The 24,709-nt window shown below is 40.4% G+C and carries 17 protein-coding genes and 1 tRNA gene; 4 read left to right on the forward strand and 14 right to left on the reverse strand.

All coding sequences use genetic code 11. The annotated features are described in order from the left end of the window. The first annotated feature begins 173 nt into the window (after positions 1-173). Positions 174-1,394: an HNH endonuclease gene (locus IQ244_RS05025; RefSeq protein ID WP_193890439.1), complete on the forward strand. Its 1,221-nt coding sequence runs from the start codon at positions 174-176 to the stop codon at positions 1,392-1,394. On the opposite strand, the gene IQ244_RS05030 is transcribed toward IQ244_RS05025, so the two are convergent. The 10 genes from IQ244_RS05030 to IQ244_RS05075 form a co-directional block, all read right to left on the reverse strand. Then, on the reverse strand, positions 1,391-1,579 hold the full coding sequence (locus IQ244_RS05030; protein WP_228058742.1) for a hypothetical protein: 189 nt from the start codon (positions 1,577-1,579) through the stop codon (positions 1,391-1,393). The two genes, IQ244_RS05025 and IQ244_RS05030, sit on opposite strands and share 4 nt — an antisense overlap. After that, entirely contained in the window at positions 1,572-2,669 is a 1,098-nt protein-coding gene (locus IQ244_RS05035; protein ID WP_228058743.1) for a helicase-related protein, read from the reverse strand. Before IQ244_RS05035 ends, IQ244_RS05030 begins: the two co-directional genes overlap by 8 nt. Beyond that, positions 2,654-3,781 (reverse strand): HNH endonuclease domain-containing protein, encoded by a 1,128-nt coding sequence (locus IQ244_RS05040; protein ID WP_193890441.1) that lies wholly within the window; start codon positions 3,779-3,781, stop codon positions 2,654-2,656. The genes IQ244_RS05035 and IQ244_RS05040 overlap by 16 nt, the downstream gene beginning before the upstream one ends. 50 nt (positions 3,782-3,831) lie before the next feature. Then, positions 3,832-4,632, reverse strand: a complete 801-nt coding sequence (locus IQ244_RS05045; RefSeq protein WP_193890442.1) for a phosphoadenosine phosphosulfate reductase family protein — start codon at positions 4,630-4,632, stop codon at positions 3,832-3,834. A gap of 297 nt (positions 4,633-4,929) precedes the next feature. Further along, positions 4,930-5,160, reverse strand: coding sequence for a type II toxin-antitoxin system Phd/YefM family antitoxin (locus tag IQ244_RS05050; RefSeq protein ID WP_193890443.1), 231 nt, complete (start codon positions 5,158-5,160; stop codon positions 4,930-4,932). Between the two features lie 65 nt (positions 5,161-5,225). Next, on the reverse strand, positions 5,226-8,729 hold the full coding sequence (locus IQ244_RS05055) for a hypothetical protein (protein WP_193890444.1): 3,504 nt from the start codon (positions 8,727-8,729) through the stop codon (positions 5,226-5,228). 90 nt (positions 8,730-8,819) lie between these two features. Further along, positions 8,820-9,761 (reverse strand): DUF4007 family protein, encoded by a 942-nt coding sequence (locus tag IQ244_RS05060; protein ID WP_193890445.1) that lies wholly within the window; start codon positions 9,759-9,761, stop codon positions 8,820-8,822. Between the two features lie 190 nt (positions 9,762-9,951). Next, a tRNA-Gly gene (locus IQ244_RS05065) sits at positions 9,952-10,023 on the reverse strand. A 52-nt stretch (positions 10,024-10,075) separates the two neighbouring features. Beyond that, complete coding sequence (locus IQ244_RS05070; protein ID WP_193890446.1) at positions 10,076-13,240, reverse strand: efflux RND transporter permease subunit; 3,165 nt, start codon at positions 13,238-13,240, stop codon at positions 10,076-10,078. A 91-nt stretch (positions 13,241-13,331) separates the two neighbouring features. Continuing rightward, on the reverse strand, positions 13,332-14,810 hold the full coding sequence (locus IQ244_RS05075; protein ID WP_193890447.1) for an efflux RND transporter periplasmic adaptor subunit: 1,479 nt from the start codon (positions 14,808-14,810) through the stop codon (positions 13,332-13,334). A 492-nt stretch (positions 14,811-15,302) separates the two neighbouring features. Between IQ244_RS05075 and IQ244_RS05080 the strand changes: the two genes are divergently transcribed. The 3 genes from IQ244_RS05080 (at position 15,303) to IQ244_RS05090 (ending at position 19,854) form a co-directional block, all read left to right on the forward strand. Next, positions 15,303-16,178, forward strand: coding sequence for an Npun_R2479 family HD domain-containing metalloprotein (locus IQ244_RS05080; RefSeq protein WP_015113975.1), 876 nt, complete (start codon positions 15,303-15,305; stop codon positions 16,176-16,178). A 109-nt stretch (positions 16,179-16,287) separates the two neighbouring features. Next, positions 16,288-17,406: an ABC transporter permease gene (locus tag IQ244_RS05085; protein WP_193890449.1), complete on the forward strand. Its 1,119-nt coding sequence runs from the start codon at positions 16,288-16,290 to the stop codon at positions 17,404-17,406. A 333-nt stretch (positions 17,407-17,739) separates the two neighbouring features. After that, the gene (locus IQ244_RS05090) at positions 17,740-19,854 is read left to right on the forward strand and encodes a response regulator (protein WP_193890451.1); all 2,115 of its coding nucleotides are present in this window, start codon (positions 17,740-17,742) and stop codon (positions 19,852-19,854) included. Between the two features lie 353 nt (positions 19,855-20,207). Here IQ244_RS05090 and leuD read toward each other — a convergent pair whose 3' ends face one another. The 4 genes from leuD to IQ244_RS05110 all read right to left on the reverse strand — a co-directional run bounded on the left by leuD (position 20,208) and on the right by IQ244_RS05110 (position 24,559). Next, positions 20,208-20,816 carry a 3-isopropylmalate dehydratase small subunit gene (leuD, locus tag IQ244_RS05095; RefSeq protein WP_193890453.1) on the reverse strand — a complete coding sequence of 203 codons (609 nt, stop codon included), beginning with the start codon at positions 20,814-20,816 and terminating at the stop codon, positions 20,208-20,210. A gap of 148 nt (positions 20,817-20,964) precedes the next feature. Beyond that, a complete protein-coding gene (gene leuC, locus IQ244_RS05100; protein ID WP_193890455.1) occupies positions 20,965-22,368 on the reverse strand; it encodes a 3-isopropylmalate dehydratase large subunit in 1,404 nt (467 codons plus the stop codon). Positions 22,369-22,703: 335 nt separating this feature from the next. Then, a complete protein-coding gene (locus tag IQ244_RS05105) occupies positions 22,704-23,159 on the reverse strand; it encodes an NUDIX hydrolase (RefSeq protein ID WP_193890457.1) in 456 nt (151 codons plus the stop codon). Between the two features lie 182 nt (positions 23,160-23,341). Continuing rightward, positions 23,342-24,559, reverse strand: a complete 1,218-nt coding sequence (locus tag IQ244_RS05110; RefSeq protein ID WP_193890459.1) for a TetR family transcriptional regulator — start codon at positions 24,557-24,559, stop codon at positions 23,342-23,344. Between the last annotated feature and the right edge of the window lie 150 nt (positions 24,560-24,709).

Here is a 24,709-nt window from a genome sequence, read left to right on the forward strand (position 1 = left end):
AAAAATCTTCTCGCCACTCTTCCCCAATCAATGCGGGTATCTACAGATGTTTATTTACTTTCTGAATTGGAATTTGGGTTAAACAAGCCAAAATCATAGTAAATATACGGCTTATATTTACTATATTTAATGGCTAATATCATGATTATGATCATTAGCAAAATATATCTCTGATGGCAACTATAATTTTTCTATGCAACGGTGAAGCTGAATATTACACCGACAAGGGAATAATTTACAATCAGGACTTACCAAATGAAATCAAGTCAAAATTTATAAAAGACAAGGACTACTATAGAACATCTTGGAGTTGTGGCAATTCTAAATTTATAGAAGTGGGAGATAGAGTCTATTTTAAAACAAGCGGCAATATTGGTAATTATCCTAATGGGTTTATTGCTGCTGGTCATGTTATCGCAGCACCAAAAGATGATCAATTAAAGCGTCTAGACAGAAAATATTCAGGCTTAAGTGAAGCGTATCTAGATGTATATGATAATGGTTGTTTTTCTGTATATATTCAAATTGATTCAATAGTAGACTTCAATGTTCCTTTAGAACAAAAATATTTAAAGCAATTGCCTGATTTTCAAGGAGTAAATTTTAATTTTGGAGGAAGTGGTTGTAGATTTGATGAAAAAGCTGCTGCCTCTCTGGATTCAAAATGGGAGGAGCATTGCCTAATACAACAAGGAAAAAAACCAAAACGAGGGCTTAGACTTGTTGATATCTATGTTGAACAAGGTGACGTTTTTAAGCAAAACAAAGGATATCAAGCTGCAATTAAAGAATATAAAAAAGCCTTAGAAGTTGATCCAAAATATGCTAAAGCAATTAATAAAATAAATAATTGTGAATCTATTTTAAAGAGGCTCGCAGATACAAAGCCAATCATCAAACCACCGCCACTACCATTTCCAGATGAGAGTAAACTAATAGCTGAGAGAGATAAGCTTGATAAAGAAAAATTCTTTACCTTTAAAAATGATGTTGAGGCTTGTGAAAAAATTACTGTCTCAATAGCTAGGAGACAAGGGCAACAGAAGTTTCGTCAATCCTTGCTAGATGCTTATTCTGGTAAGTGTGCAATTACAAACTTTGATGCTGAGGCAGCACTTGAAGCTGCTCATATAATTCCTTATATTGAAACAGAAAATAATTCGCCATCAAATGGTTTGTTATTACGTGCAGATTTGCATACTTTATTTGACTTAAATCTTATCACTATTGATCCAGAAACACTGAAGGTTTATATTCACCCTATTTTGCAAAAAACCGAATATCGAACACTTGAGGGCAAAGAACTACGAGTTCCACAGGATGAAATGTGCCGTCCCAACAAACAGTTTTTAAAACAGAGATTCAATCAGTGTGAATGGGGAAAAAATTTCTAGCGCGATCGCCTCCTCCCCTCCACCAGTTGTTTCCGTTCCCCACACAGTAACTCTACTTGCGATGCACCGGCTTGAATGGCATTATCCATTAATTCGGCTAAAGCATAGGCGGCGTTTTTATAACCGTTATCCCGCATGGCTTGGACTGCGAGGTGTGTGGGAACAATATCATGGGCGTTATTCATGGGTTTTCCTCCAAACGTCTTCCCAATTGTGAAAAGCTGATGCAACTGAACCAAAACCAGGGAGTTGGCTATCGACAACGGTGACTATTTCGGCTGTAGCATTACCCCCAGCTTTGATTCCTCTGATGGCGCGTCCTACCATTTGGCTGTAGAGAACCAGGGATTTGGTAGGACGGGCGATAACAGCAGCACTGGTTTTAGGTGCGTCGAAGCCAGTGGTTAATACGCCGTAGTTACATAAAATCTTGGTTTGGGGCTGTTCGTCTTTAAAGCTGTGAATTAGTCTTTCTCGTTCTGATTTTGGGGTTTCACCTGTCACCGCATCAGCATTCAATCCGCGTAAACGCAATATAGAAGTGATGAGTTGGGCGTGTTCCACGGAGGTATTAAATACGATGATGCGTTGATGATGTGGGGCGAGTGCTTCTAGTTCTAGGATGATGCGGAGGTTGCGTTGTTCGTCTGCGGCTAACCGATTGAGGATATAGGGGGGAATGTCTAAGTCTGTATGAATGCGCTTGAGGTCTTGGGGTGTGAGTTCAATGCCGGTTTCGTAAAATAAAGAGCGATAGTTAACTTGTGCTAGGTATTGTTCAGCGACAAGATAATCAATGGGGTTGTCATAACCTGGAATTTCTAAAGTAACTTTCTGTTGGGCGAAGAATTTAGCCAGTTGTGCATCGGTGTTAATATCCGCCCAAGTGCGTCCGGGTGTGGCGGTTAGTCCTAATAAGGCGGTTGTTTCGTAGGGGACGACGAGGGAATCTAAGACGAGTTTATAAGTTTCGGCTACTGCTTGATGGGCTTCGTCGATAATTACCAATGAACAACGCACACCCAGTTGATTAATAAAGCGGATACTCTTTTTAGCAGCGTTGTAGACTTTGGCTAATCCTGCTACTACTAAGCCATCTTGGGCTTGTGCTAAGTCTATCTCATGGTTGCCCCAGAAGTGGTAAGTTGAAAGGGTGCGATTCCCTAAACTGTCCCAGGCTTTTTGAAATTCTGTAACTGCTTGTTCGCATAGTTCTTCGCTATATGCCAAGCAGATGACTAGAGTCGGTTCATTGTTTATTAGGCGTAAACCCAATTAGGACTGAAACCTTGCAGAGTTGCTAAAGAAATTAAAGGTTTTATAGTTTTTGCATAAGCATTAATGAGGATTTCTAAATTTAATAGTTCATCTGGTTGATCAACTTTCAACTCTGCAACAAAAGTCTCAATATTACTTGACCATTTTATTTGAGAAACACTTTGCTTATAAATCGTTAAGCCTAAATGTTGTAATGTTACAAAATCAAGAAAATATTCTTCTGATGGTAAACTATTAGACTTGGAAGAATTAACAGATTTTGTAGTAGGAATTAAATTCCATAATTGATCATGAGCTACAAAAGACCAAGGCAAATAATGATCTAATGAAATCTCATTCTTATTTAATTTAATTTTTGAATAAATACATTCAATCTCTCGATGTTCTAAAATGGTTTTCCAATATTTAGTTTGATTACCTAGAGAATCTCTTTCTTGTGGCATAAATAATTTATTAACTACATTAGGGGTGCTGGGGTTTCTCTGCTGCATATAATTCAACCATTCCCAGGATGCCCAACCCCTAACTATTGTATAATTTTCCTCTAAATACTGAATCCAATCGGGATGTAAGATAATAGCGTTACAATTTTTCTGGTCTTCAGCATTAAAGCAATATAAAGGCTTTTTAGTATCAAATTGATTGTTAGCTAAATTAATAATAGTGGGATTAACATCATAATCTTTTAAGCCTCTTGTTTCTTGAGCAAAGAAAGGACGAATTAAACGATAAGATACATAGCGATTAATGGAAATAACAATATCATCGAGATTTTGGTTATTAATAGCTGTACGCAAAAGCTTTTTATCTGTATCTCTAAACTTTAAAATTGGTTCTGTTATTTCTAGTTCAAGAGCATCTAATTTATTAGCTATTTGGTCTTGCTTACCAAAAGACAGTTTAAAATAATTGTGAGTATACCAAGCATTAGCCAACATTTCAACAATAATTTCTCGAAAGCTAATAGGCGATAAAGTATCAAATTTTCTTCTTTTTATAATATCTAACAACGATAATAAATAAAGGTATTTATAAGAATTAGTTGTTGAATCAAATAATCCTGTTAAAGCTGAAATGTTTAAATTATCATAATTTGGTAAATCATACATATTTAATTAATATTTAAAATTCAAAATATAAGATTTAATTTTCGTAAAAATTACAAATGACAAACTAAACAAGGTAAATCATCTTTTTCTTGATTTAAACTTTTGTCTAATGCTTCAGCCAAATGAGGATTAAAAGCCGTCTTTTTCTCTTTAGCCATTAACTTTTCATGTTGAGCAATAATCTCATCCTTGCGTGCTAGAAGCAGCAATAAACTTTCCCCATCAGTCCAAGTATAGATACGACCATCAGCATGATTAGTTTCATACTTAACAGCCTTTTGAAATAAATCAGGATGTTCCTGCGCCAACATTACCCATTCATACTTGCGTTGGAAGAAACAGAAAAAACACCCAGAACGACTGCGCCAGCGATAATAGCCAGGGAGTCCAATTCCACTTTCTTCGAAAAGCCGAATAATATCAGCCCTAACTAAACCCCTTTCCTTAAACGGAAACACAGGTGTAATATTCGGTTTAGTGGAGATATAACCATCACGGTGTTCATCAGCACGGATACCAATGTAACTAATAGCCTCATCATCCCCCACAAAATCCTCCAACGGCTTAATTTTCATCTTCACCGTACACCACCGCATTTGGGGAGAAGGTAACAAACCATCATGAATCGCTAACCAATGGTCAAAACCTCGGTTTTCACTGAGATAATGAATTTTAATCCCCAAACGTGCTTTAATGCGGTCAAGATAATCGTAAGTCTCCGGTAATTCCTTATGGGTATCACAAAAAAAATACTCCATCTCTGGAATTTCCCTATGCAGTAACACCGCTAAAGCCGTGCTATCCTTCCCCCCAGAAAGACCTAAAATGTGTCTAGTTCTTTTCTCCGCCATGCTAGTTTTTTAGTGCGTTTTAGCAAGTATTTCAATCGTGCTAACATTCTAGCAAATGTGTAAAGATATTGTGTGGCGTTTTTAAACAAAAAATGACTAAAATTAGTAATATTACTTAAAAAAACAACTTTTCAGCTACTAATTAATTATATTTTTATACTTTTATATTCTTTAAACACGCAACAATTAAAATGCGGCTACTACACCCAAAATCTGTATAATCAACAACCACACCTCTAGGGTTTTTAATCAATTCGGAAATGATGTTTGTATCTAATAAATCCAAGTAACTCATTCTTACAAAACAACATGATCTAAAGGTAACAATCCTTCATCTACATCCGCTAAGTCTTGATCCAGTGGTTCAAGAGTCGAAAGTATTTCTAAAAGTGATTTTTTCTGAATATGAGAGATGATAGCGAAGGGAACACCATTTTGAATAATAGTCAGGGGTTCACCTGTGTTTTGCGTTTGGTTAATTAACTTTTGAACAGTTTCAGGAAGTTCTGCAAATATAATTTGCTGCATGGTAGTTTCTGAAGGTTAAGGGATAGGAACTTACTGTGTTCTCTTTACCCATGATCATGCTTCCATTAACCGGCATTTTTTCCTGCTATTTCATCATTCCCCTTATCGCCAATTTGCGCCACCGTCTCTGGTAAATCAGGATTTAAAATGCGTTCACTCAACATTGCTAAAATCGCCTGTCTTAACTGCTGATCATCAGGTAATTTTGCTAAAATTTCGTCCACAATCTTTTCAACCTGCGACTCTCTCTTATGATCAACCCATACCATTCGATTGATATCATTCCCATCGGGACGAGTGATGGTAATGCGTCGCGCTTCAAAACCTTCGCCTTTGGCGGCGACTTCTTTTTGCAAAGCTTCCAAATTCTTAAACCGCCGCACTAAATCGGCTAATTTCATCTCAAATGCAGTTGCATCATCATCAGTCCAAGATTCCGCAGGTTTATCTGCTACAATCATCACCAAAGCTTCTAACCATTGAGCATCAGTTTTAGTCTCATCCGATGCAGCCCGAATAAAGCGTTTGAGTAAAGGTTCAATACATTTTCCAGCTAAATAATTCGCCCTAACTCGCAAATCTTCCCGCAATTTTGTTTCTGGACTTCTCACCCCAAAGGCTTCATAAATCAATTTTTGACAATCACTCAATAATTGATCATAAGCTGTATGAATATCTCTCAAAGCATGAACTAACTTAGTTCGTAAAGTTCTCGCTGTCACCCCATCATCTCCAGCTTCCGTCCCAATTGCAGGTAAATTACAAGCTGCGGGTAAAGCTTTAAATAATAATTCGTCGGGTTCGACAGTGGTTTGTAATGCTTTTAAAATCGCTCTTGGTTCTGCTACAAGTCTTTGAGTGTGTTTCGTATATTTAGGCAGTTTCTTAACAAATTGATAAAGCGGAGTCACCACTGTTAACAACGTGGCGTTACGCACCTTACCTAAATTTTTAAACTGCGGATTGCGTAAAATTGCCTCTAATTCTTTGAATACTTCCGCCCTTAATCCGACGACTGCAAAATACTTCACAGCAAACCGTTCAGGATATTTGACTAATAATTCAAAATGTTCTGTTCCCAACACGGGAATAAATGTTCCGTCTTGATACAGTCCCAAATCATCAGCGTGATATAAAAGCACAGCCGCTAAAATCACGGGAATAGAACCCTGTTTTACACCAAATGGAGGCGCGGCTAAATGTTGATAGAGTAAATCAAAGGTTTGGCTGGTTTCTGTGGCTGCTAAACAAAAATCTTCAACGGCTTCCCACAGAGAGTTTAAACCGGAATTGTCTAATGGTGGGTAAAAGTCCCAGTTATCATCTTCTTGACGGTGTATCCCTGTTTCCTCTAACAGAGAATAATACATACTCACTTCCGGGCCATATCCTTCTAAGCTTAATCTTTCCTCATGCTGATGTTCTAACATCGCCTGAATCAATTCCCGCCTAGCCTTCGCCCCTTGGGAGGTTAAATCACGGCGGTTAATTAATTCATTCCACAAAATGGGACTGTGATGATAAGTGCGATCGCAAATCTCAGACAGCTTACTATTAAAGTCAGTAATGTTGTTGAGTGTTTCGATTTGTCCCTGAATCCAACATTGCCGATCTACTCCAATACTAAAGGACTGATTGAGGGTTTCGTTTAAAAATTCTTCAGCTTCTTGCAGGCGATAATTTACTTCTTTTCTCGCAACCCCATCAGTTTGTAACTCTTTGGCGGTTTTTTTGATATTACTTAACGCTACAAATTCCAGAGTCCGAATTCGCAATATATCTAAGTTAGCTGCACTTAAGATAACTAATGGTTTATCATCGCTAGTTTTTTCAGGAACAGCATTCGGAACTTCATCGTCTACCCAATACCCGACAAAACCATCTGCATCGACACTACTACAATATAATTGACTTAAATCTTGAGAATTATCTAAATAATGGCGTTCAAAATAACGCAAAGTCCCTGTTTTATAACTGTGACGTTGAGCGACTAAAGGTTTAAGAGAACAGTGTATAGATAATAGTTTAACTAAAGGCGATCGCTCTTGTTCTATATATAGACTTAACTCACTGTCAACATTAAAATCAGAACCTTGCCAAATCCGCAATTCATCTAGTTGACGACGATGGGTAATCAGGTTTTGTTTTAACAGTTTATCAATAATTTCTTGCCAGTAATTAATTTCTTCTGGCGAAGGGCGATCGCACATTGCCAAAGATACTAAAGTTCTAGTCGCCCGCATTGAACTTGTCACCGTAATCAAGTTCAAAATCCCAATAGTTTTGAGTACCCTGAGACTATCTTCTTCTAACCGTTTAGCATCATTAATTAAATCTTGAACCTCTACCCATCTTTGTAAATTAGGACGAGAAGCGAAACCCATTCCCGCAGATTCAATAAAATAGTCGTAAACTTGGTATAATTTAAGGCATGGTAAATTATGGTTTTTAACCGTTGCCTCTTCTAAGAAATTACGAAACGATAACGGTTCATTACTTGTTAAAAATGTAAATAAAGAACGGTCATTTTGAGCATATTTTTGACAGAGATTTGGTAACACCAAAGCCGATAGAGGGTGTAGCGGATAAACTTTTGTGATAACTTCCTGAGTTACTTCTTCATCTACAATTATTGGTGCTAAATACTTATTCCATTCCTCAGCGTAAGCATTAGTAGCACTTTTTATATTATCTGCTGCTGAAGAGTCAATTGCCTCACCAATCAAACTCATCATTTGTCCAGCCGATTCAGTAAAAGCAATATCCTCAAATCGCCCGTGAATCTTTTCCCATTCGTTGCGCTGAATAGTGACTAATCGTTGACCATATTCTGCAAAAGCTTGATGTAAAATACCTAAAATATAAATCGGATATTTACTATCTTTGGGTAATTCAGCTAATTGTTGTAATAGATATAAATCTTCATTTCCTTGAGCATGACTAGCATACTCTAAATTCTTTCCTAGTTCATCAATCACCAGGAAAATTCCTGTTTGAGATTTTTTGGCTAATTCCAATACTAAATGAGGAATTTCCCTACTATCAACTTTTCCCCCATCATTAATTTCTGCTTCTAAATCTACCAGCTGACGCACAACATCAATTTTGTTCCTTTGGCTTGCAGTCCAAAAATTGTCAACACCTGTTAACAAAGCTTTGATAATAGTATGACTAATTGGTTCTCTTTGTCCCGTAGCCACAGCCCTAATTAATCCTTTCGGGTTAATTTTGTTTTGAATTAATTGATGAATAGCACTCTCTCTACCTAATTTATCTTCAGCTATTGATAAAGCTTTGATGTGCATTTTGTTTCGAGAATCAGCACATAAGGAAATTAAATAATGAGCAAAAGCCGATTTACCAGTACCATAAACACTAGTTAACGTCCAAGCTCTTTCTCCTTCATCAGAATTAAAATTATTGAGAATACGTTTTAAAGAATGAATTGCTCTTTTTGTAAGCACATAACCTTCTAAAGCTTCCACACTATCCAAATCTCTTTCTAAGTTAATAGAACGAGAATAGCGACGTTGAAGACTGAAATAATGCGATAGCTTCTTGTTAGTCATAATCTTACTCATCTTTAATAATAATTAAATAGTAGTTATCAATCATATCAGGAGATCCAGAAATCATAAATCCATAGATAAAAATTGCTTTTAATCCTGTTCCCTGTCCCCTGTTCCCTTTCCCCTACTATAATATTTATCTAAAATTACTTCAGCTAATATCTCTGGATCATCTGGCAAAGATAACTGAATCAATCCGGCAGTGTCGGAAAGAACTATCGTATCAAATTCTTTAGCAACCGTCTCAATGGCTGCACATAAAATATTCTCTGTCAGTTTAAATACCGTCCCCGGACTACCTTCATCATAAAGCAACTTGCGAATAGTAATTGTATTGCTATCTGTGTTGGCCCAACTAGCATATTCTAAACAAGTTGCAACTATCACCGATGCTGGTAAATTCGCCTTTGCACCAATTTTAAACTGATAATTTTTACCAAGATGACGGATTAACCCAAGTTCAGTAAAAGGACAATCAATAGAATCTTCAATTGGCGCATTATCTTTGAGAAAATCCTGCGCTGCATACATTCTTAAAATACAATTTACATCTTTGAGAAAAGACGATTCAGCAATAGTTTTATTAAAGGTTTCTATATAAACTTTCAATCCAGCTAAAATATCTTCTTTTGTAAAATCTACATCTCGAAAAACATTAAATACATAATACCAAGCCGCCGCTTCACAAGTCGGTTTTAACAAATTCCAATGTAATAACCATAATGATGCTGGATTTTCTAAATAAGAGTCCCATCCATTATTTCCTAAAAGTTTTTCCCCAAATTTTGTAGGTAAATTATTTTTATCAATAATTTTGAACGCGCTACACCAATAACGAATAGCACGTACCATATTTTTACCAACACCCAAGCGTACAGGAGCATCATCCTGTAAAAAAACACCTGGATTTTTCCTAGCTGCATCAAATCCTTTCTTCAACCATCCAAACCGAGGGTGAAAAGTTTCATGGTTAGCAAATACTGGATTTACAGCAGTTTCCAGATATTTTACGTTGATATTGGTGGGAATCATGATATGTACAGTGGATACAATAATAACTATTTTAGGAATTAGATAAAAAAGCGATGATCAGTGATGAAATTATACATACTCACTCAACAATTAGGTTGCTCTGCAATAGAAGAAGGCAAAATTAATTCGTTATTGATAAAGAATATGTAACTTGTCAATAAAGACAAACCATTTGGTAATATACAACAAAAGCGGGCGATGGGACTCGAACCCACGACGTTCAGCATGGGAAGCTGACATTCTACCACTGAATTACACCCGCAAATAGTTACTGTTAGCTAATTTAGAGCTAACAGTTATTATACCATGATTGATTAATTTTGGATTTCCGATACAGATGTGCCGTTTGGCGATCGCACACCCCTAACTTCTCTTTCATCCGCAGGTGGTTTTTTGCCAAAGCCGTAACGCAGTGTGTTTAAAATCCAATTCTGAAAATTATCAATGTAGCTAAATATAACTGGCACTACTACCAAAGTCAGCAATGTAGAAGTTGTAAATCCACCCATAATGGCAATTCCCATTGGTTGACGCACTTCTGAACCGACACCAATACCCAAAGCCAGGGGAAGAGTACCCGCAATTGTTGCTAAGGAAGTCATCATAATTGGTCTTAGGCGTGAAACCCCAGCTTCTAAGAGTGCTTGGCGTTGGTTCTTACCTTCTTTCATATTGATGATTGTGTAGTCAACCAACAAAATCGAGTTTTTGGTGACAATGCCCAATAACAAAACGATACCAATCAAGGCATAAATTCCCAAGGGTTTTTGGGCAACCATTAATGCTACCAATGCACCGCCTAAACAAAAGGGCAAGGCTGCCATAATCGATAAAGGATGCAGGAAGTTGTTATATAGCAGCACCAGAATTGCATAGATGCACATCACGGCGAGGGCTAATGCACCACCGAAACGACCAAAAATTTCTTGCATAATTTTGGCGCTACCAGAAGGTTGTTGGACAACTCCAGGGGGTAAGTTTTGCATCGCTGGTAATTGACTAACTGCTTTAACTGCATCTCCCAAGGAAATGCCTTGCAAGTTTCCTTCTACCGCCACTTGACGGGCGCGGTCGTAGCGGTTGATGGTGGCGGGGCCGCTACCAAACTTGATATCTGCCACAGCTACCAGAGGAATTAAACTCCCATTTTGGCTGGGAACTTGGAGATTTTTGATAGTATTGATGTCTGCGCGGGCAGCGGGGTCAATTTGCACACGGATGGGGATTTGCCGATCGCTTAAATTAAACTTAGCTAAGTTGGCATCATTATCACCAATGGTAGCTAAAGATGCCGTCCGGGCGATCGCCTGTACCGTCACACCCAAATCAGCGGCGCGTTGGAGATTAGGTATAACTAAAATTTCCGGTTTAACTAAACTAGCAGTGGAAGAAACTTCTACTAACCCTGGTAAGTTACGCATTTGTTTTTCCAAGTCATCCGCAGCTTGGGTTAATGCTGCGGGATTTTCACTCCGCAAGACAATCGATAAACCTTTGCGGCTATCTCCCGGCCCTTGGCTTTGAAAGCTAATTCTCGCCCCTGGGATTTCGAGAAACAGTGGGCGGATTTGTTCTTCAAACTGTTTTTGGGAAATATTACGTTCTTCTTTGGGTTTTAGCTGAATTGACAAGGTAGCTGAATTGATTTCTTCTGTGGCTAACACCTTTTCCACAATCGGGTTTTGTTTAATGATGTTTGTTGTTTGGGTAACTACTTTGCTGACATCTGCCAAAGTAGAACCAGGAGGAACTTCAATGGAAACGTTGGAAATCCCCACATCGCTATCATCGACAAAACCCTTGGGAATCAAGGGAACTAGCATCAAACTGGCGATGAAAAAAGCAATGGCGATCGCAATTGTAGTTAATTTATGGCGTAATGCTGTTTGTAATAGTGATTTATAAGGTTGAAACTGCTGTTTTGACTGTTGATTTTTTGATTGGCGATGAAATAGTCTACCTAATCTTGTCTTCGCCTGCATCGCACTGGTGTGTGCTTTCTCCTTGAGTAAATACGCCCCCATCATCGGCGTAATCATCCGCGCTACCATTGTGGAAAAAATTGTGGAAACGGCCACGGTAAAACCAAAGGGTTGGAAAAACTGCCCAGGAACACCACCCATAAACGCCACAGGTAAAAACACAGCAATAATTGTGGCTGAACTGGCCATAACAGCTAATCCCACTTCATCGGAAGAGTCGAAAGCTGCTTCCCAAGGCGATTTCCCCATCGCTATATGCCGTTCCATATTTTCAATTTCCACCACAGCATCATCGACTAAGTTGCCCACAGCTAAAGCTAAGGCCAACAAAGTCATATTATTGAGGGTATATCCCAAAGCTTGCTGCACCGCAAATGTGGGAATCATTGATAAGGGTAGGGCAACGGCAGTAATTAACGTAGCTCGCCAGTCTCGTAAAAAGATTAAAATGACAATAATCGCCAGCGCCGAGGCTTGAATCAATTCATCAATGGTACTTTGATAAGATTGGCGGATAATCTCGGCTCTGGTAAAAATTAAATCTACCTTGACATCCGGTGGTAAGGTTTTTTGCAGTTCGGCGACTGCGGCTTTCACTCCTTGTTCTACACTGACAACTACACTACCGGTACTCCGCAGTACTTGAAAAGCTACTACAGGTTGATTATCCAAACGGGCAGTTTGTCGCACATCTGCATATTTATCTTCCACATTGCCCAAACTAGATAAAGGGACAGAACCACCGCCAGGAAGGAGAATTTCATAAGTTTGCAGCACATTTACACTAGCTGCACTACCAAGGGTACGAATCGTTTGTTCACTACCCCCAACTTCCGCACGTCCCCCAGGTAAATTGATATTTAAAGCCCGAATTTGGTCATTTACTTGGGTGGCAGTGATACCTAAAGATTGTAAGCGGCCGGGGTCAAGGTTAATCCGAATTTCCCGGTCAACACCACCGATGCGTTTAACTTGTGCCACACCTTTAACTGCTAACAAGGCGCGGCTAATAGTTTGGTCGACGATATTGCTTAATTCTTCTACAGAACGCTGATCTGATTTGACGGCATAAAAGATGATCGGCCCACCAGCGAATTCTAAGCGTTGGACAATTGGGTCGTTCACATCTTGGGGAAGATTTTGGCGAATTTGGGCGATCGCATTTCTGACATCATTGGTAGCGCGATCGCTATTTGTCCCTAAAATAAAATTAATCGTAGTGGCAGATTTGCCATCACTCACTGTAGAAATCATATTATCGATGTTGCCCAACCCCGCGACAGCATCTTCAATTTTTTTCGTCACTTGTGATTCCAGTTCTGCTGGCCCTGCACCCGGTTGGGTAACAGTCACCGAAACTGCTGGTACATCAATGTTAGGGTTGGTATCAATTCCCAAAGAAGTAAAAGATAACCAACCAACTACTGTCAAAATTAAAAATAAAACTATTGTAGGAACTGGTTTTTTGATTGACCAAGCCGAGATATTAAAAGACATCTGAAGTATGAAGTGTGAAGTTGGAAATTTTATACTTTTGACAAATGACTATGAACCTATCACCTGTAACCTGTAACCTATCACCTGTAACCTATCCCCTGTCCCCTGCTATAACCCTCACCCGATCGCCATCTTTGAGATAACCTGCACCATCAACGATGACGCGATCGCCTAATTGCAAGCCATTTTTAATTTCTACTAGTTCACTATTAATTGGTTCTCCCACCTCAATTTTTTGACTACGGACTAGATCATCACCGGAGAGGGTGAATATCATTGCACTACCATCAGCTTGGGGTTGGACTGCTTTTTGGGGGACTACCATTGCGATCGCTGTATTTGTCGTAATCGCCGCGCGGGCAAACATCCCTGGTCTAACTAAATTGGTTAATGGTAAGTCAATTTTGACTGTTGCTTCTCGCCGCTTATCGTTAACTAGAGGTTGTATTTCTCTGACTCTGCCTTGCAACTGCACACGGTTATCAATATCTGAGGAAATCTGCACAAAAGCGCCTATTTCTACTTGTGGTAGTTGGATTTCTGGCACCTCTGCCTGAAGTTCTAATCTGCCATCCCGAATAATTGAAAACAGTTTTTGCGTTCCCCCAATCACAGTGCCAACTTGGGTTTGCGGTGGAATACCTGTGACATCGCCAACTCTCGCTAGTTTCTCCGCCAGAATTCCCGAAATCGGGGCGCGGACGACAGTTTGTTTTAACTGTGTTTGTAATTGTATGGCTTTCGCAACGCTGCTACGCACATCTGCCTTGGCTTTGTAAATATTAGCTTCGGCACTGCCAGTATCAGCTTTTGCACTACTAACATTAGCTTGAGAGCTACGAATATTTTCCTCAGCCACCCGCACACCCTCTATAGCTGTTTTGACTGTGTAGGCGCGAGTATCGAGTTCTTGCAGACTAATTGCCCCAGCAATAGCTAATTTGCGATAACGCAGATAATTCTTTTGGGCTTCTTCTAACTTAGCCTTTGCCTGTGCTAAATCAGCTTTTTTTTGCCGCACTATTGCCTGATAGGATTCTACAGTTGCTTGCTGTGATACCATACTGGCCTGTCTTGACCCGACATCAGCTAGTTTGGATTCTACCTCGGCTCTGGCTCCACTCATTTGGGCTTGCAACATAGAATCATCTAAAATTGCCAGAACTTGACCCTTTTTAATATAAGTACCTTCCCTGATATCTTCGGGAATAATTTTGACTTGCAAACCATTGGCTTGGGGTAGAACCGGAATTAAATCACGGGCGGCGATTGTGCCTGTAGTCTTAAAGGTACGAGAAACACGGGCGGCTTCTACAGTAGCGACCGTCACCGTCATCACTGGGTTAGCTTTCGGCGGGACTTTATCTGCGATCGCTTTTTGTTGGCGTGCGGGGAATTGAGTTAACACGCCTAGACCACCTAAGGCGATCGCCATCCCTAAGCCAATACCCACAAACATCGGCGTTAGCCAAGGGCGAATTTGCTGCTTTGCTGATTTATGTAATGAACTATTCTGTTCATCTGTCACAATCTCTTCTCGCTTTAGTTCTGGCATACTTTCGTCACTCACGAGACGCACCTCTACTCTGGAAACACACAATTTTTGGTTATCTTTAAGAAAGTTTGAGACTAATTACCATATATTAAATCTGACTTACATCTCAAATTTTGACTGTAATAATCCCCAATATGATAACCATGACACAAGTCGCGTTTTTTATTAGGAATAAAAATAAAAAACCGTAATTATACGGAAATTATTAGCCGAGATGACTTTATATTTTAATTACTCAATCGGTCTTATTAGTGTCACACATCCTTTGTATGCAGATCACTCCATTGCCTTGATAAATATGGAACACTAATGAGTGTAGGATATGCCAAATTACATCTGTTGGCCATTAACGAATAAACCACAGATCCAGATTTCAAGGTGAGTAGCATTCATACCCTTATCTAAGTTAAAAAGGATAAACATACCAGGAAACACTTACCAAAGCCTTGATTTTGGCAATCTTAATAACAAACAAGCAATATTTTGATCTGAACTGAGCAACCAAATATGTTCAACGCCACTGAAATTTTAATTGATGCTTTTGTCAAGCAAATTCGAGAAGGCTACAGTCGTACATACGGCTGCCTAAAAAATGATTATCAAGACATCATAGCCTGGGCTGGGAGTATGGCGTTAGAAAATATTGCCAATAGCGATGCTCTCTACCACAATGTCGAACACTCTATTTTAGTTACCTTAGTAGGGCAAGAAATTTTACGTGGTAAACACATCCGAGAAGGTGGTGTTTCTAGTGAAGATTGGTTGCACTTTATTATCTCCTTGGTTTGCCATGATATTGGTTATGTCAAGGGAGTTTGCCGCCAAGACCAAGAAGCATCAGGCTTATATGCCACAGGTAAAAACGGCAGAATGATTTCCCTACATCCTGGTGCTTCTGATGCCAGCCTGACACCTTATCATGTCGATCGAGCCAAGCTGTTTATTGATGAGCGTTTTGGCGGTCACAAGCTGATAGATGGTGAGGTGATTAAAAGCAATATTGAATGGACTCGCTTTCCTGTACCCACAGCCGAAGATCATCAAGATACTGTTAACTTTGCTGGTTTAGTCCGTGCTGCTGATTTAATCGGACAACTAAGTGACCCTCGTTACCTGAAAAAAATTACCTCGTTGTACTACGAATTTGAAGAAACTGGGATGAATAAAGTCTTAGGCTATGAAACCCCAGCCGATTTACGCAAAAATTACGCCAAATTCTACTGGAATGGTGTGCATCCTTATATTAAGGATAGTTTGCGCTACTTATCGCTAACCCAACAAGGCAAACAAGTGATGGCGAATCTCTACTCTAATGTCTTTGTTGTCGAACATGAAAAAAGCCAAGAAGAACATCTATACATGATTGAGCAATTACATGCTTAGTTAAGGGTCAAAAGTCCAAAGTCAAAATAAATAAAGTTTGACGTTTAACTATTGACTAATAACGTTTCACCCTTGACTATTATTGACTATTGACTATTGACTAGAAACTATGAATTGGTGGCAAAGACTTAAGAAAAATCCTTTGGCGCGGTTTGGGGCAATTGTGCTGTTAATTTTCTATTTAGCGGTGATTGCAGCTGACTTCGTTGCTCCTTACGACCCATATATTTCGCAGCCAAATGGTTCACTGCTACCACCAACAAAAATTTATTGGGTTTCCCAGTCTTCTAAAAAATTTATCGGCCCGCATATTTACCCAACAACCCAAGGTAATACTGATATAAATACAGGCGATCGCCAGTTAATTGTAGACTTTACTAAGCCATCTCCTCTACGTTTATTTGTATCTGGGCCGGAATACCACCTATTACAGCTGAGTTTACCTCTACCTCCTAAATGGGATGAAGTCACTGTTTGTCCAGGAATTCCCTTAAATTGGCATTTATTTGGCGCACATAATGGCGTAAGATTTAACATTTTTGGCACTGATGACCAAGGACGCGACCAATTCAGTCGGCTATTACACGGCGGTCGAATTAGTCTGTTTATTGGGATTATCGGCGTAGCTTTTACTTTTCCCCTCGGTTTACTGTTAGGTGGGATTTCTGGCTATTTTGGTGGTTGGCTAGATAGTGTCATTATGCGCTTTGCCGAAGTACTGATGACTTTCCCTAGTATTTATCTGTTGGTGACATTAGGTGCAGTTTTACCACCGGGGTTAAGTAGCACCCAGCGCTTTTTATTAATTGTCATCATTACTTCTGTTATTAGTTGGGCTGGTTTAGCTAGGGTAATTCGGGGACAGGTACTTTCCATTAAAGAACGCGAATTTGTGCAAGCTTCACGGGCAATGGGTGGAAATCCCCTTTACATTATTGTCCGTCATGTTTTACCGCAAACTGCTACTTATGTAATTATTTCCGCAACCTTATCAGTTCCTAGTTTTATTAGTGCGGAAGCTGTATTAAGTTTGATTGGTTTAGGAATTCAACAACCAGATCCTTCTTGGGGTAATATGCTTACCCTAGCCAGCAATGCTTCAATTTTGGTACTCCAACCTTGGTTAATCTGGCCGCCAGCAGTGCTAATTATTCTCACAGTATTAGCATTTAACTTACTAGGTGATGGCTTAAGAGATGCCCTCGATCCTCGCAGTTTGCAAAGATAAGGGGAAGTGGGAAGTATAAGATTTTTTCTTTCTGCTTTTAATTGATTGGTAAGAATTTAGCACTCAGGAGGAGGCAGTGCGGTGAAAGGGTTTCCCGGCATAAAGCAACTGCCGTTCGGAAGTTAGTATTTAAAAGTAATTCAGTATGATTAATTTATTGATTGAGCAGAATTTTCCTAACTTCTCCCACATTCTGACTCCTGGATTCTTAGCATTGATTGACCATTGACCATTTACAAGTTGATGGAAACTTTGTCGTGTCATAATAATTCCAGCAATCCCCTTTAAAGAGATTGAAACCTAGACCTGAACTGAATTACAGTGCGATAAATCATGCAGCCTGAACCGCAAGTCAACATCCTTTTGGTAGATGACAAAGTAGAAAATTTGTTGGCCTTAGAAGCAATTTTAGAAAGACTAGGAGAAAATTTAGTTAAAGCAAATTCTGGAGCCGAAGCTTTGCGGTGTCTGCTGCATCAAGATTTTGCGGTAATTTTACTGGATGTGCAAATGCCGGGAATGGATGGCTTTGAAACTGCCAGCCTAATTCGCAGTCGAGAGCGATCGCTGCAAACTCCAATTATTTTTCTCACAGCCTTTAGCACCAATGACCAAATGCTATTTAAAGGTTATGCACTAGGCGCGGTTGATTATTTGCTTAAGCCCATAGATACGAATATATTAATATCTAAAGTTACGGTATTTGTTGAGCTATTTAAAAAAACCCAAGCCATTAAAGAACAAGCAACTCAACTAGCCGCTGTTAATGCCGAACTACGGCAAAGTGAAGAGCGATTTCGTTCTCTCAGTACTTGTTCTCCTGTGGGGATTTTTGAAATGGATACTGAGGGAAGATGTAAGTATACTAATCCTCACTATCAGGCCATTTGTGGTTTGACTGCAACAGAAAGTTTAACCAAACAATGGCTAGAATTTGTGCATCTAGATGACCAAGAACGGGCGATCGCTAGTTGGTCTAAATATCTCGATATAGGTAGCCAAAACTACTCGGAAGATTTTCAATTTCTCCCAGCTAATGGTAATCTCCGTTGGGTACAGGTGCGTTCATCACGCATGGTTTCGGCTCAAGGAAAATTGCTGGGATATGTCGGTACTCTCGAAGACATCACAGAACGCAAGCAAGCTGAAGAAGTCCGCGCCCAAGTAATTCGAGAACAAACGGCTAGACAAGAAGCAGAAGCCGCAAATCGGATGAAGGATGAGTTTCTCGCAGTGCTGTCTCATGAACTCCGCACACCTTTGACTTCGATGCTGGGCTGGTCAAAAATTCTGCGTTCTAAGAAACTGGATGATAAAGCCACCGCTAAGGCTTTAGAAGCAATTGAACGCAATGCCACATCTCAGGTGCAACTCATTGAAGATATTTTAGATGTATCGCGGATTATTCGCGGTCAACTAAAACTGAATTTATGTGCAGTGAACTTAATTTCTGTCATGGAAGCAGCCCTAGAAGCAGTGCGCCCCTTAGCAGAAGCTAAAAACATTCAAATCAACACGATTCTCGATTCTTCCATTGGTTCAGTTTGCGGTGATCCAGTCCGTTTACAACAAGTAGTCTGGAATCTCCTAACCAATGCCATTAAGTTTACACCCAAAGATGGTAATGTTGCCGTCCATTTAGAACTGATGCAACACACAGATAAGGAGTCTAGTAGGCAAGTTCCCGCTGGGGAAATTGTACTTTACTCTGGCTTGTCTCCCATTCGCTTTTTTACTTCTGTATACGCTCAAATTCAGGTAATTGATACAGGTATTGGGATCGAACCAGACTTTTTACCCAAGGTATTTGAACGATTCCGTCAGGCAGATAGTACTACTACGCGATCGCACAACGGATTAGGATTGGGATTAGCAATTGTCCGACATTTGGTAGAACTACACAGTGGCATAATTCTCGCAGATAGCCCAGGTCAAGGACAGGGAGCGACTTTTACCTTGAGACTCCCATTAATGCCCAGTAACAGTCTTGATGGTAAAGCCGAAAATTCTCCTTCTTGTACAGTGGATACTACACCTCTAGCCGGATTAAAGGTCTTGGTGGTAGATGATGAAACCGATAGCCGAAATTTTTTAGCATTTATGTTTGAAGAGTATGGCGCAAATGCGATCGCAGTGGCATCAGTTGATACAGCCTTGGCAATTCTCGAACAAACAAAGCCTCATATCCTCGTTAGTGATATCAGTATGTCAGAGCAGGATGGTTACAATTTAATCCAAACAATCCGCGCTTTAGCACCCGAAAACGGTGGTAGCATTCCGGCGATCGCTTTAACTGCATTTTCCCGCGAAGAAGACCGCTTAAAAATTCTTGCCGCGGGCTTTCAGCATTATTTAACTAAACCTGTTGACCCTGAAAATTTAATTAGTGTAGTTACTAATGTTATGAAGAAGAATTTAAAAGTCAGTAGTCAGGAGTCAGAATCATAGTTTGTTTCAGGTATGGGGAATTCTTCTAAGTAGAGCCGAGTCGCCTCTCTCAAACCCATAATCGCTTGTTCAATAGTCTCAAACCTAACCCCCGACCCCTTCCCTACAAGGGAAGGGGAGAAAGAATCAAAGCCTCTATCCGTTGCGGGGAGAGGTTTGGAGAGGGGTTGCAAAAATAAGTCGCACATCGCGTTACATAGCATCTTCTTTATAAAGAATCACTGTAAAGCTACGAGTCTTCATGGCATTTTACTTCCCAAGGCTTTTCTGTTTAGCATAACATTACCCTTTTCTCACAAATGTGGTTCTCAAGGTTGCGTTATGCTAAATTTTGTGCATCAATTCAGTTCTGATTAACTTGCCGCTAACTTACCCCAACTTACATAAGGCAGTTTTCCCGCTGTGGCACGAATTTTTTCCGCGTTAGCGACTAACTGACCACAAGCATCCCAGCTACCAGAAACGAACATATTTCTGGAACCTTCACCCATTAAAACTGGGGCTGTAAAGTCACCAATTTGCACTTGTAATGTGTCTAAATTGACTGTTAGAGTTGCTTGGGGATTCGCTGTGACTAATTCTTGGAGTTTTTTGACAGTTTCCGCCTCAGCCGTTACACAAGGCACCCCGATAGCCACACAGTTACCCAAAAAGATTTCCGCAAAGCTTTCACCAATTAAAGCTTTGATACCCCATTTAGCGATCGCTTGGGGTGCGTGTTCCCGTGATGAACCGCAGCCAAAGTTACGGTTAACAATTAACACCTTTGCGCCTTGATATTGGGGTTGATCAAAGGGATGTTCACCTTTTAAAGCTGTGCGATCGTCAATAAAGGCATTTTCCCCCAAACCATCAAAGGTAATCGCCTTTAAAAAACGGGCTGGAATAATCCGGTCTGTATCAATATCATTACCAACTAAAGGTATAGCCTGCCCCGATACTTGTTTAACTTCACTTCCCATATTTTTCTTTGCGCCTTTGCGTGAGATAAAAAAACTTTGCGTGAGATAAAAAAAGATGTGGTTTGCAAACGCAGAGCATCGCTGAGGTACGCGGAGTATAAGCATTTTACCTCCTGCCTGCCCCCTGCTTTCTGCCTCCTGCCTTCTCCTACAGCAAGTCCCGTACATCAGCAACTTCGCCTGTGATGGCCGCAGTCGCTACCATTGCCGGACTCATCAGTAATGTGCGACCGGAAGCTGAACCTTGCCGTCCTTTAAAATTGCGGTTGGAGGAGGAAGCACTAATTTGTCTACCTTGGAGTTTATCGGGGTTCATGGCTAAACACATCGAACATCCTGGTTCCCGCCATTCAAAGCCTGCTGCTTCAAAGATTTTGTCTAATCCTTCGGCTTCTGCGGCTTGCTTCACCCGTTCAGAACCTGGAACAACAAAGGCTTTGATTCCTGCCGCCACATGGCGACCTTGGGCAATTTTCGCCGCTTCTCTCAGGTCGCTGATTCTCCCATTAGTGCAGCTACCAATAAAGCAAACATCGATTTTTGTGCCTTTGATGGGTTGACCAGGCAATAAATCCATGTAGCGATAGGCTTCTTCAGCAACAAAGCGGTCTTCTTCGAGGAGTTCTTCGGGTTTGGGGATGAATTGATTAATGCCAATACCTTGACCAGGGGTAATTCCCCATGTAACGGTAGGCGGAATCTCGGCTGCGTCGAAGATAACTACATCATCATATTCTGCATCAGTATCACTCTTGATGGATTCCCACCAAGCCACAGCTTGATCCCATTCTGCGCCTTTCGGGGCAAAGTCTCTTGTTTGTAGATAATCGTAGGTGACTTGATCGGGATTGACGTAACCGCATCTAGCACCACCTTCGATCGCCATATTACAGACTGTCATGCGTTCTTCCATGTTCATCTGCTCAAAGGTCGTCCCGGCAAATTCGTAAGCGTAACCAACACCACCTTTTACGCCGAGGGTGCGGATAACGTGCAGAATTACATCTTTGGCATAAACGCCGGGGTTAAGATTGCCGTTAACTTCTATTTTGCGGACTTTGAGTTTAGCCAAGGCGAGGGTTTGGGAGGCGAGAACATCGCGGACTTGGCTGGTTCCAATCCCAAAAGCGATCGCCCCAAATGCACCATGACTAGATGTATGGCTATCACCACAGGCGATCGTCATTCCTGGCTGAGTTAATCCTAATTCTGGGGCTATGACGTGGACTATGCCTTGATTCCCAGAACCAATATTAAAAAAAGTTAAGTTATTTTCTTGGCAATTCTGTTCTAGGGCTTGAATCATTGCTTCTGCCACACTATCGGCAAAAGGACGCGCCTGATTATCTGTGGGAACAATGTGATCTACCGTAGCTACAGTGCGCTGGGGAAACAGTACCTTAAGACCTCGTTCTCTTAACATTGCAAAGGCTTGGGGACTAGTGACTTCATGAATTAGATGCAGGCCGATAAATAGCTGTGTCAGCCCTGAAGGGAGTGTACTAACGCTGTGTAAGTCCCAAACTTTATCAAACAGGGTGCCTTTGCTCATAAGTCAATTGTTATGTGACGAGTCAGGATTTTTATCGTATCAAAAAAGCGCCAGACAATTTTAGATTTTGGGGAAAGTTACATAGGCGAGTTGCCTGACTAAAGGAAACTAGAGTGATTTTCGATTTATTTTATTGATAGATCTGGGTATTTTGCCCATAAAGAAATGACTGGTCAGACGTTTGCTGTTTCGCTGATCTTTATATAGAAATATAGGAATCATATTTGATTTGGAGAAAAAAACTCAGTATACCTCTGTTATTTCTTATCCTGTTCCCTATTACCTGTTCCCTGTTCCCTACCTACACAAGTAATTTCAATAATCAAGTCGGATTCCTATATTGAAGTTTGTGTATTTACAAATAGCAAGCAAGAGTTTGATGTTAACTGGAGAAATTGATGCAAAATCTTTTTGAGGGAATTTTGCTTCACCATTTGAATGGCTATGTTGACATCAAACCATTCTCGCTGTCTTTGTCCGACTTCGGGGTAATCGTCACTCAACCCTTCAACTAACAATAAATACATCTGCACTTGATAGATTTTGCCGCGTTTGCGATATCTATAACTACCTACGGCGTTAACATCTACTTGCCCAATGATCCCGGCTTCTTCCCAAGCTTCTTTGGCGGCGGAAGCAGGCGGACTCATACCTTTGGCAATCCCGCCTTTGGGAATTACCCAGTTATTGAAATCGCGGGTGGTAATCAGTAAGATTTCGATGTTGCCGTTCTGCACCCTATAAGGAATAACCCCCGACTGCTTGAAGATTTTGCTGATTTTCTGATTCATGAACTTTCTGAATGAGTGTAATCATAAAACAAAGCAAGAGGTGATTTTAGCTAAGTCTCATTTTTATACAGCTATTAGGCATCTACTATAAGGCAGACTTAATGAATAGGAAACAGAGGCTAATCTTTTTACTCAGCACTCAGCACGGGCTAAACGCCCCGCTACCGCTAACAGCACTTAGATTATGCTGGCTTATGATCTAAACGAATTGCTGCCTCTAGGGCTGCTTTTTCCTTGGCGCGACGGGCATAGGGCTGCAATTGATAGCGATCGCAACCTGTTAAAATACTCAATTCGTCCAAATTCATACCTCGCATTAACATTTCTACAGACCAAGTTTGTTGTGCTTGGGCAATTTCTGGGGGTTTACCTTGGGGTGTTAGCAGTCCTTGAGTCCAAACTTCCCAACGTTGTAGCAGTTCTAGCTCAGAAATAGGATTACCTACATTGTCCACAAACATAGCAGGATGATGATCTTTACGACTTTTGAGCCATTTAATTAAAGGATTGTTGTTGTAAGAGCCGTAGTGTTTGCCCAAAATCCACTGATTTGCCGGGACTTGGCGAGGTAATCCGGGGGTAGTGATTTGCAAAATTAGGCCTTGGGGATCAGATATTTGGTGCGATCGCTGCAAGCCAACTATCTCTGAAACAGATAAGCCAGCACCAAATAACAGGTATGCTAAAGCATAGTCTTGTATTCCTGACTTCCTAGAATTTTGCAGAATTTTATGCACTAAAATCGCGGGTAAATCTTCTACTTCTTGGGTAATGACAGTTTCTCTGGCTAACTGGGGAGCCGCGGACATTGCTCCATGTAAAAACAACTCCACTAAATTTTCTAAAAAGTCATCTCGATCTTCCCACAGTTCATGAAATTCGCTGGTGAATTCAATTACCGCATATCCCAAAATCATGCCATTGAGTAAACTAGCTAATTTTTCTGCCGGTAGATAGGTGTTGATGTCTCCCTGTTGGATGACTGTAGCTAAATACTGGGCTACATAGCGGTTAGCTTCAGTTAATCCTCTTCCCAATGCTCGGCGATTTTCGGCGGGAAATTGGTCTGCTTCACCCACTACAGACCTCACAAACTCCGGGACTCGTTCTAATGTATGTAAGCTATCGCTTGCATAGTCTTTCAGGGCTTGATAAACGTTGCCAGGAGGAGTAGCTCGCCTAACTAAGGATTCTCCCAAATCCTTAAAAGCTGCTGATTCTTCTAACACCGCTAAAAGTAGCCCATGTTTATTTCCGAAATGGCGAAACAGCGTCACTTCATTGACTTCAGCTTTTTCGGCAATTTGGCGGGTAGTAGTACTACTAACTCCCTGAGCCGTAAATAATTCTAGTGCCGATTGAATAAGACGTTGACGGGCTGAAATAGATTGAGATGCCATAAGAAATAATGCAAGTGCCACTTGCATAAAATACCAATAGTTGTTACGATGCCTAATGTAAGTGATACTTGCGTAAGTCCACTGTAACGAACTAGTTTACAGAATGGAAAAATTTTTTGGGGAGGTTTAGCCACATCCAAAGCAAATCAC

The sequence above is a fragment of the Nostoc sp. LEGE 06077 genome (assembly GCF_015207705.1).
Taxonomy (GTDB): domain Bacteria; phylum Cyanobacteriota; class Cyanobacteriia; order Cyanobacteriales; family Nostocaceae; genus Nostoc_B.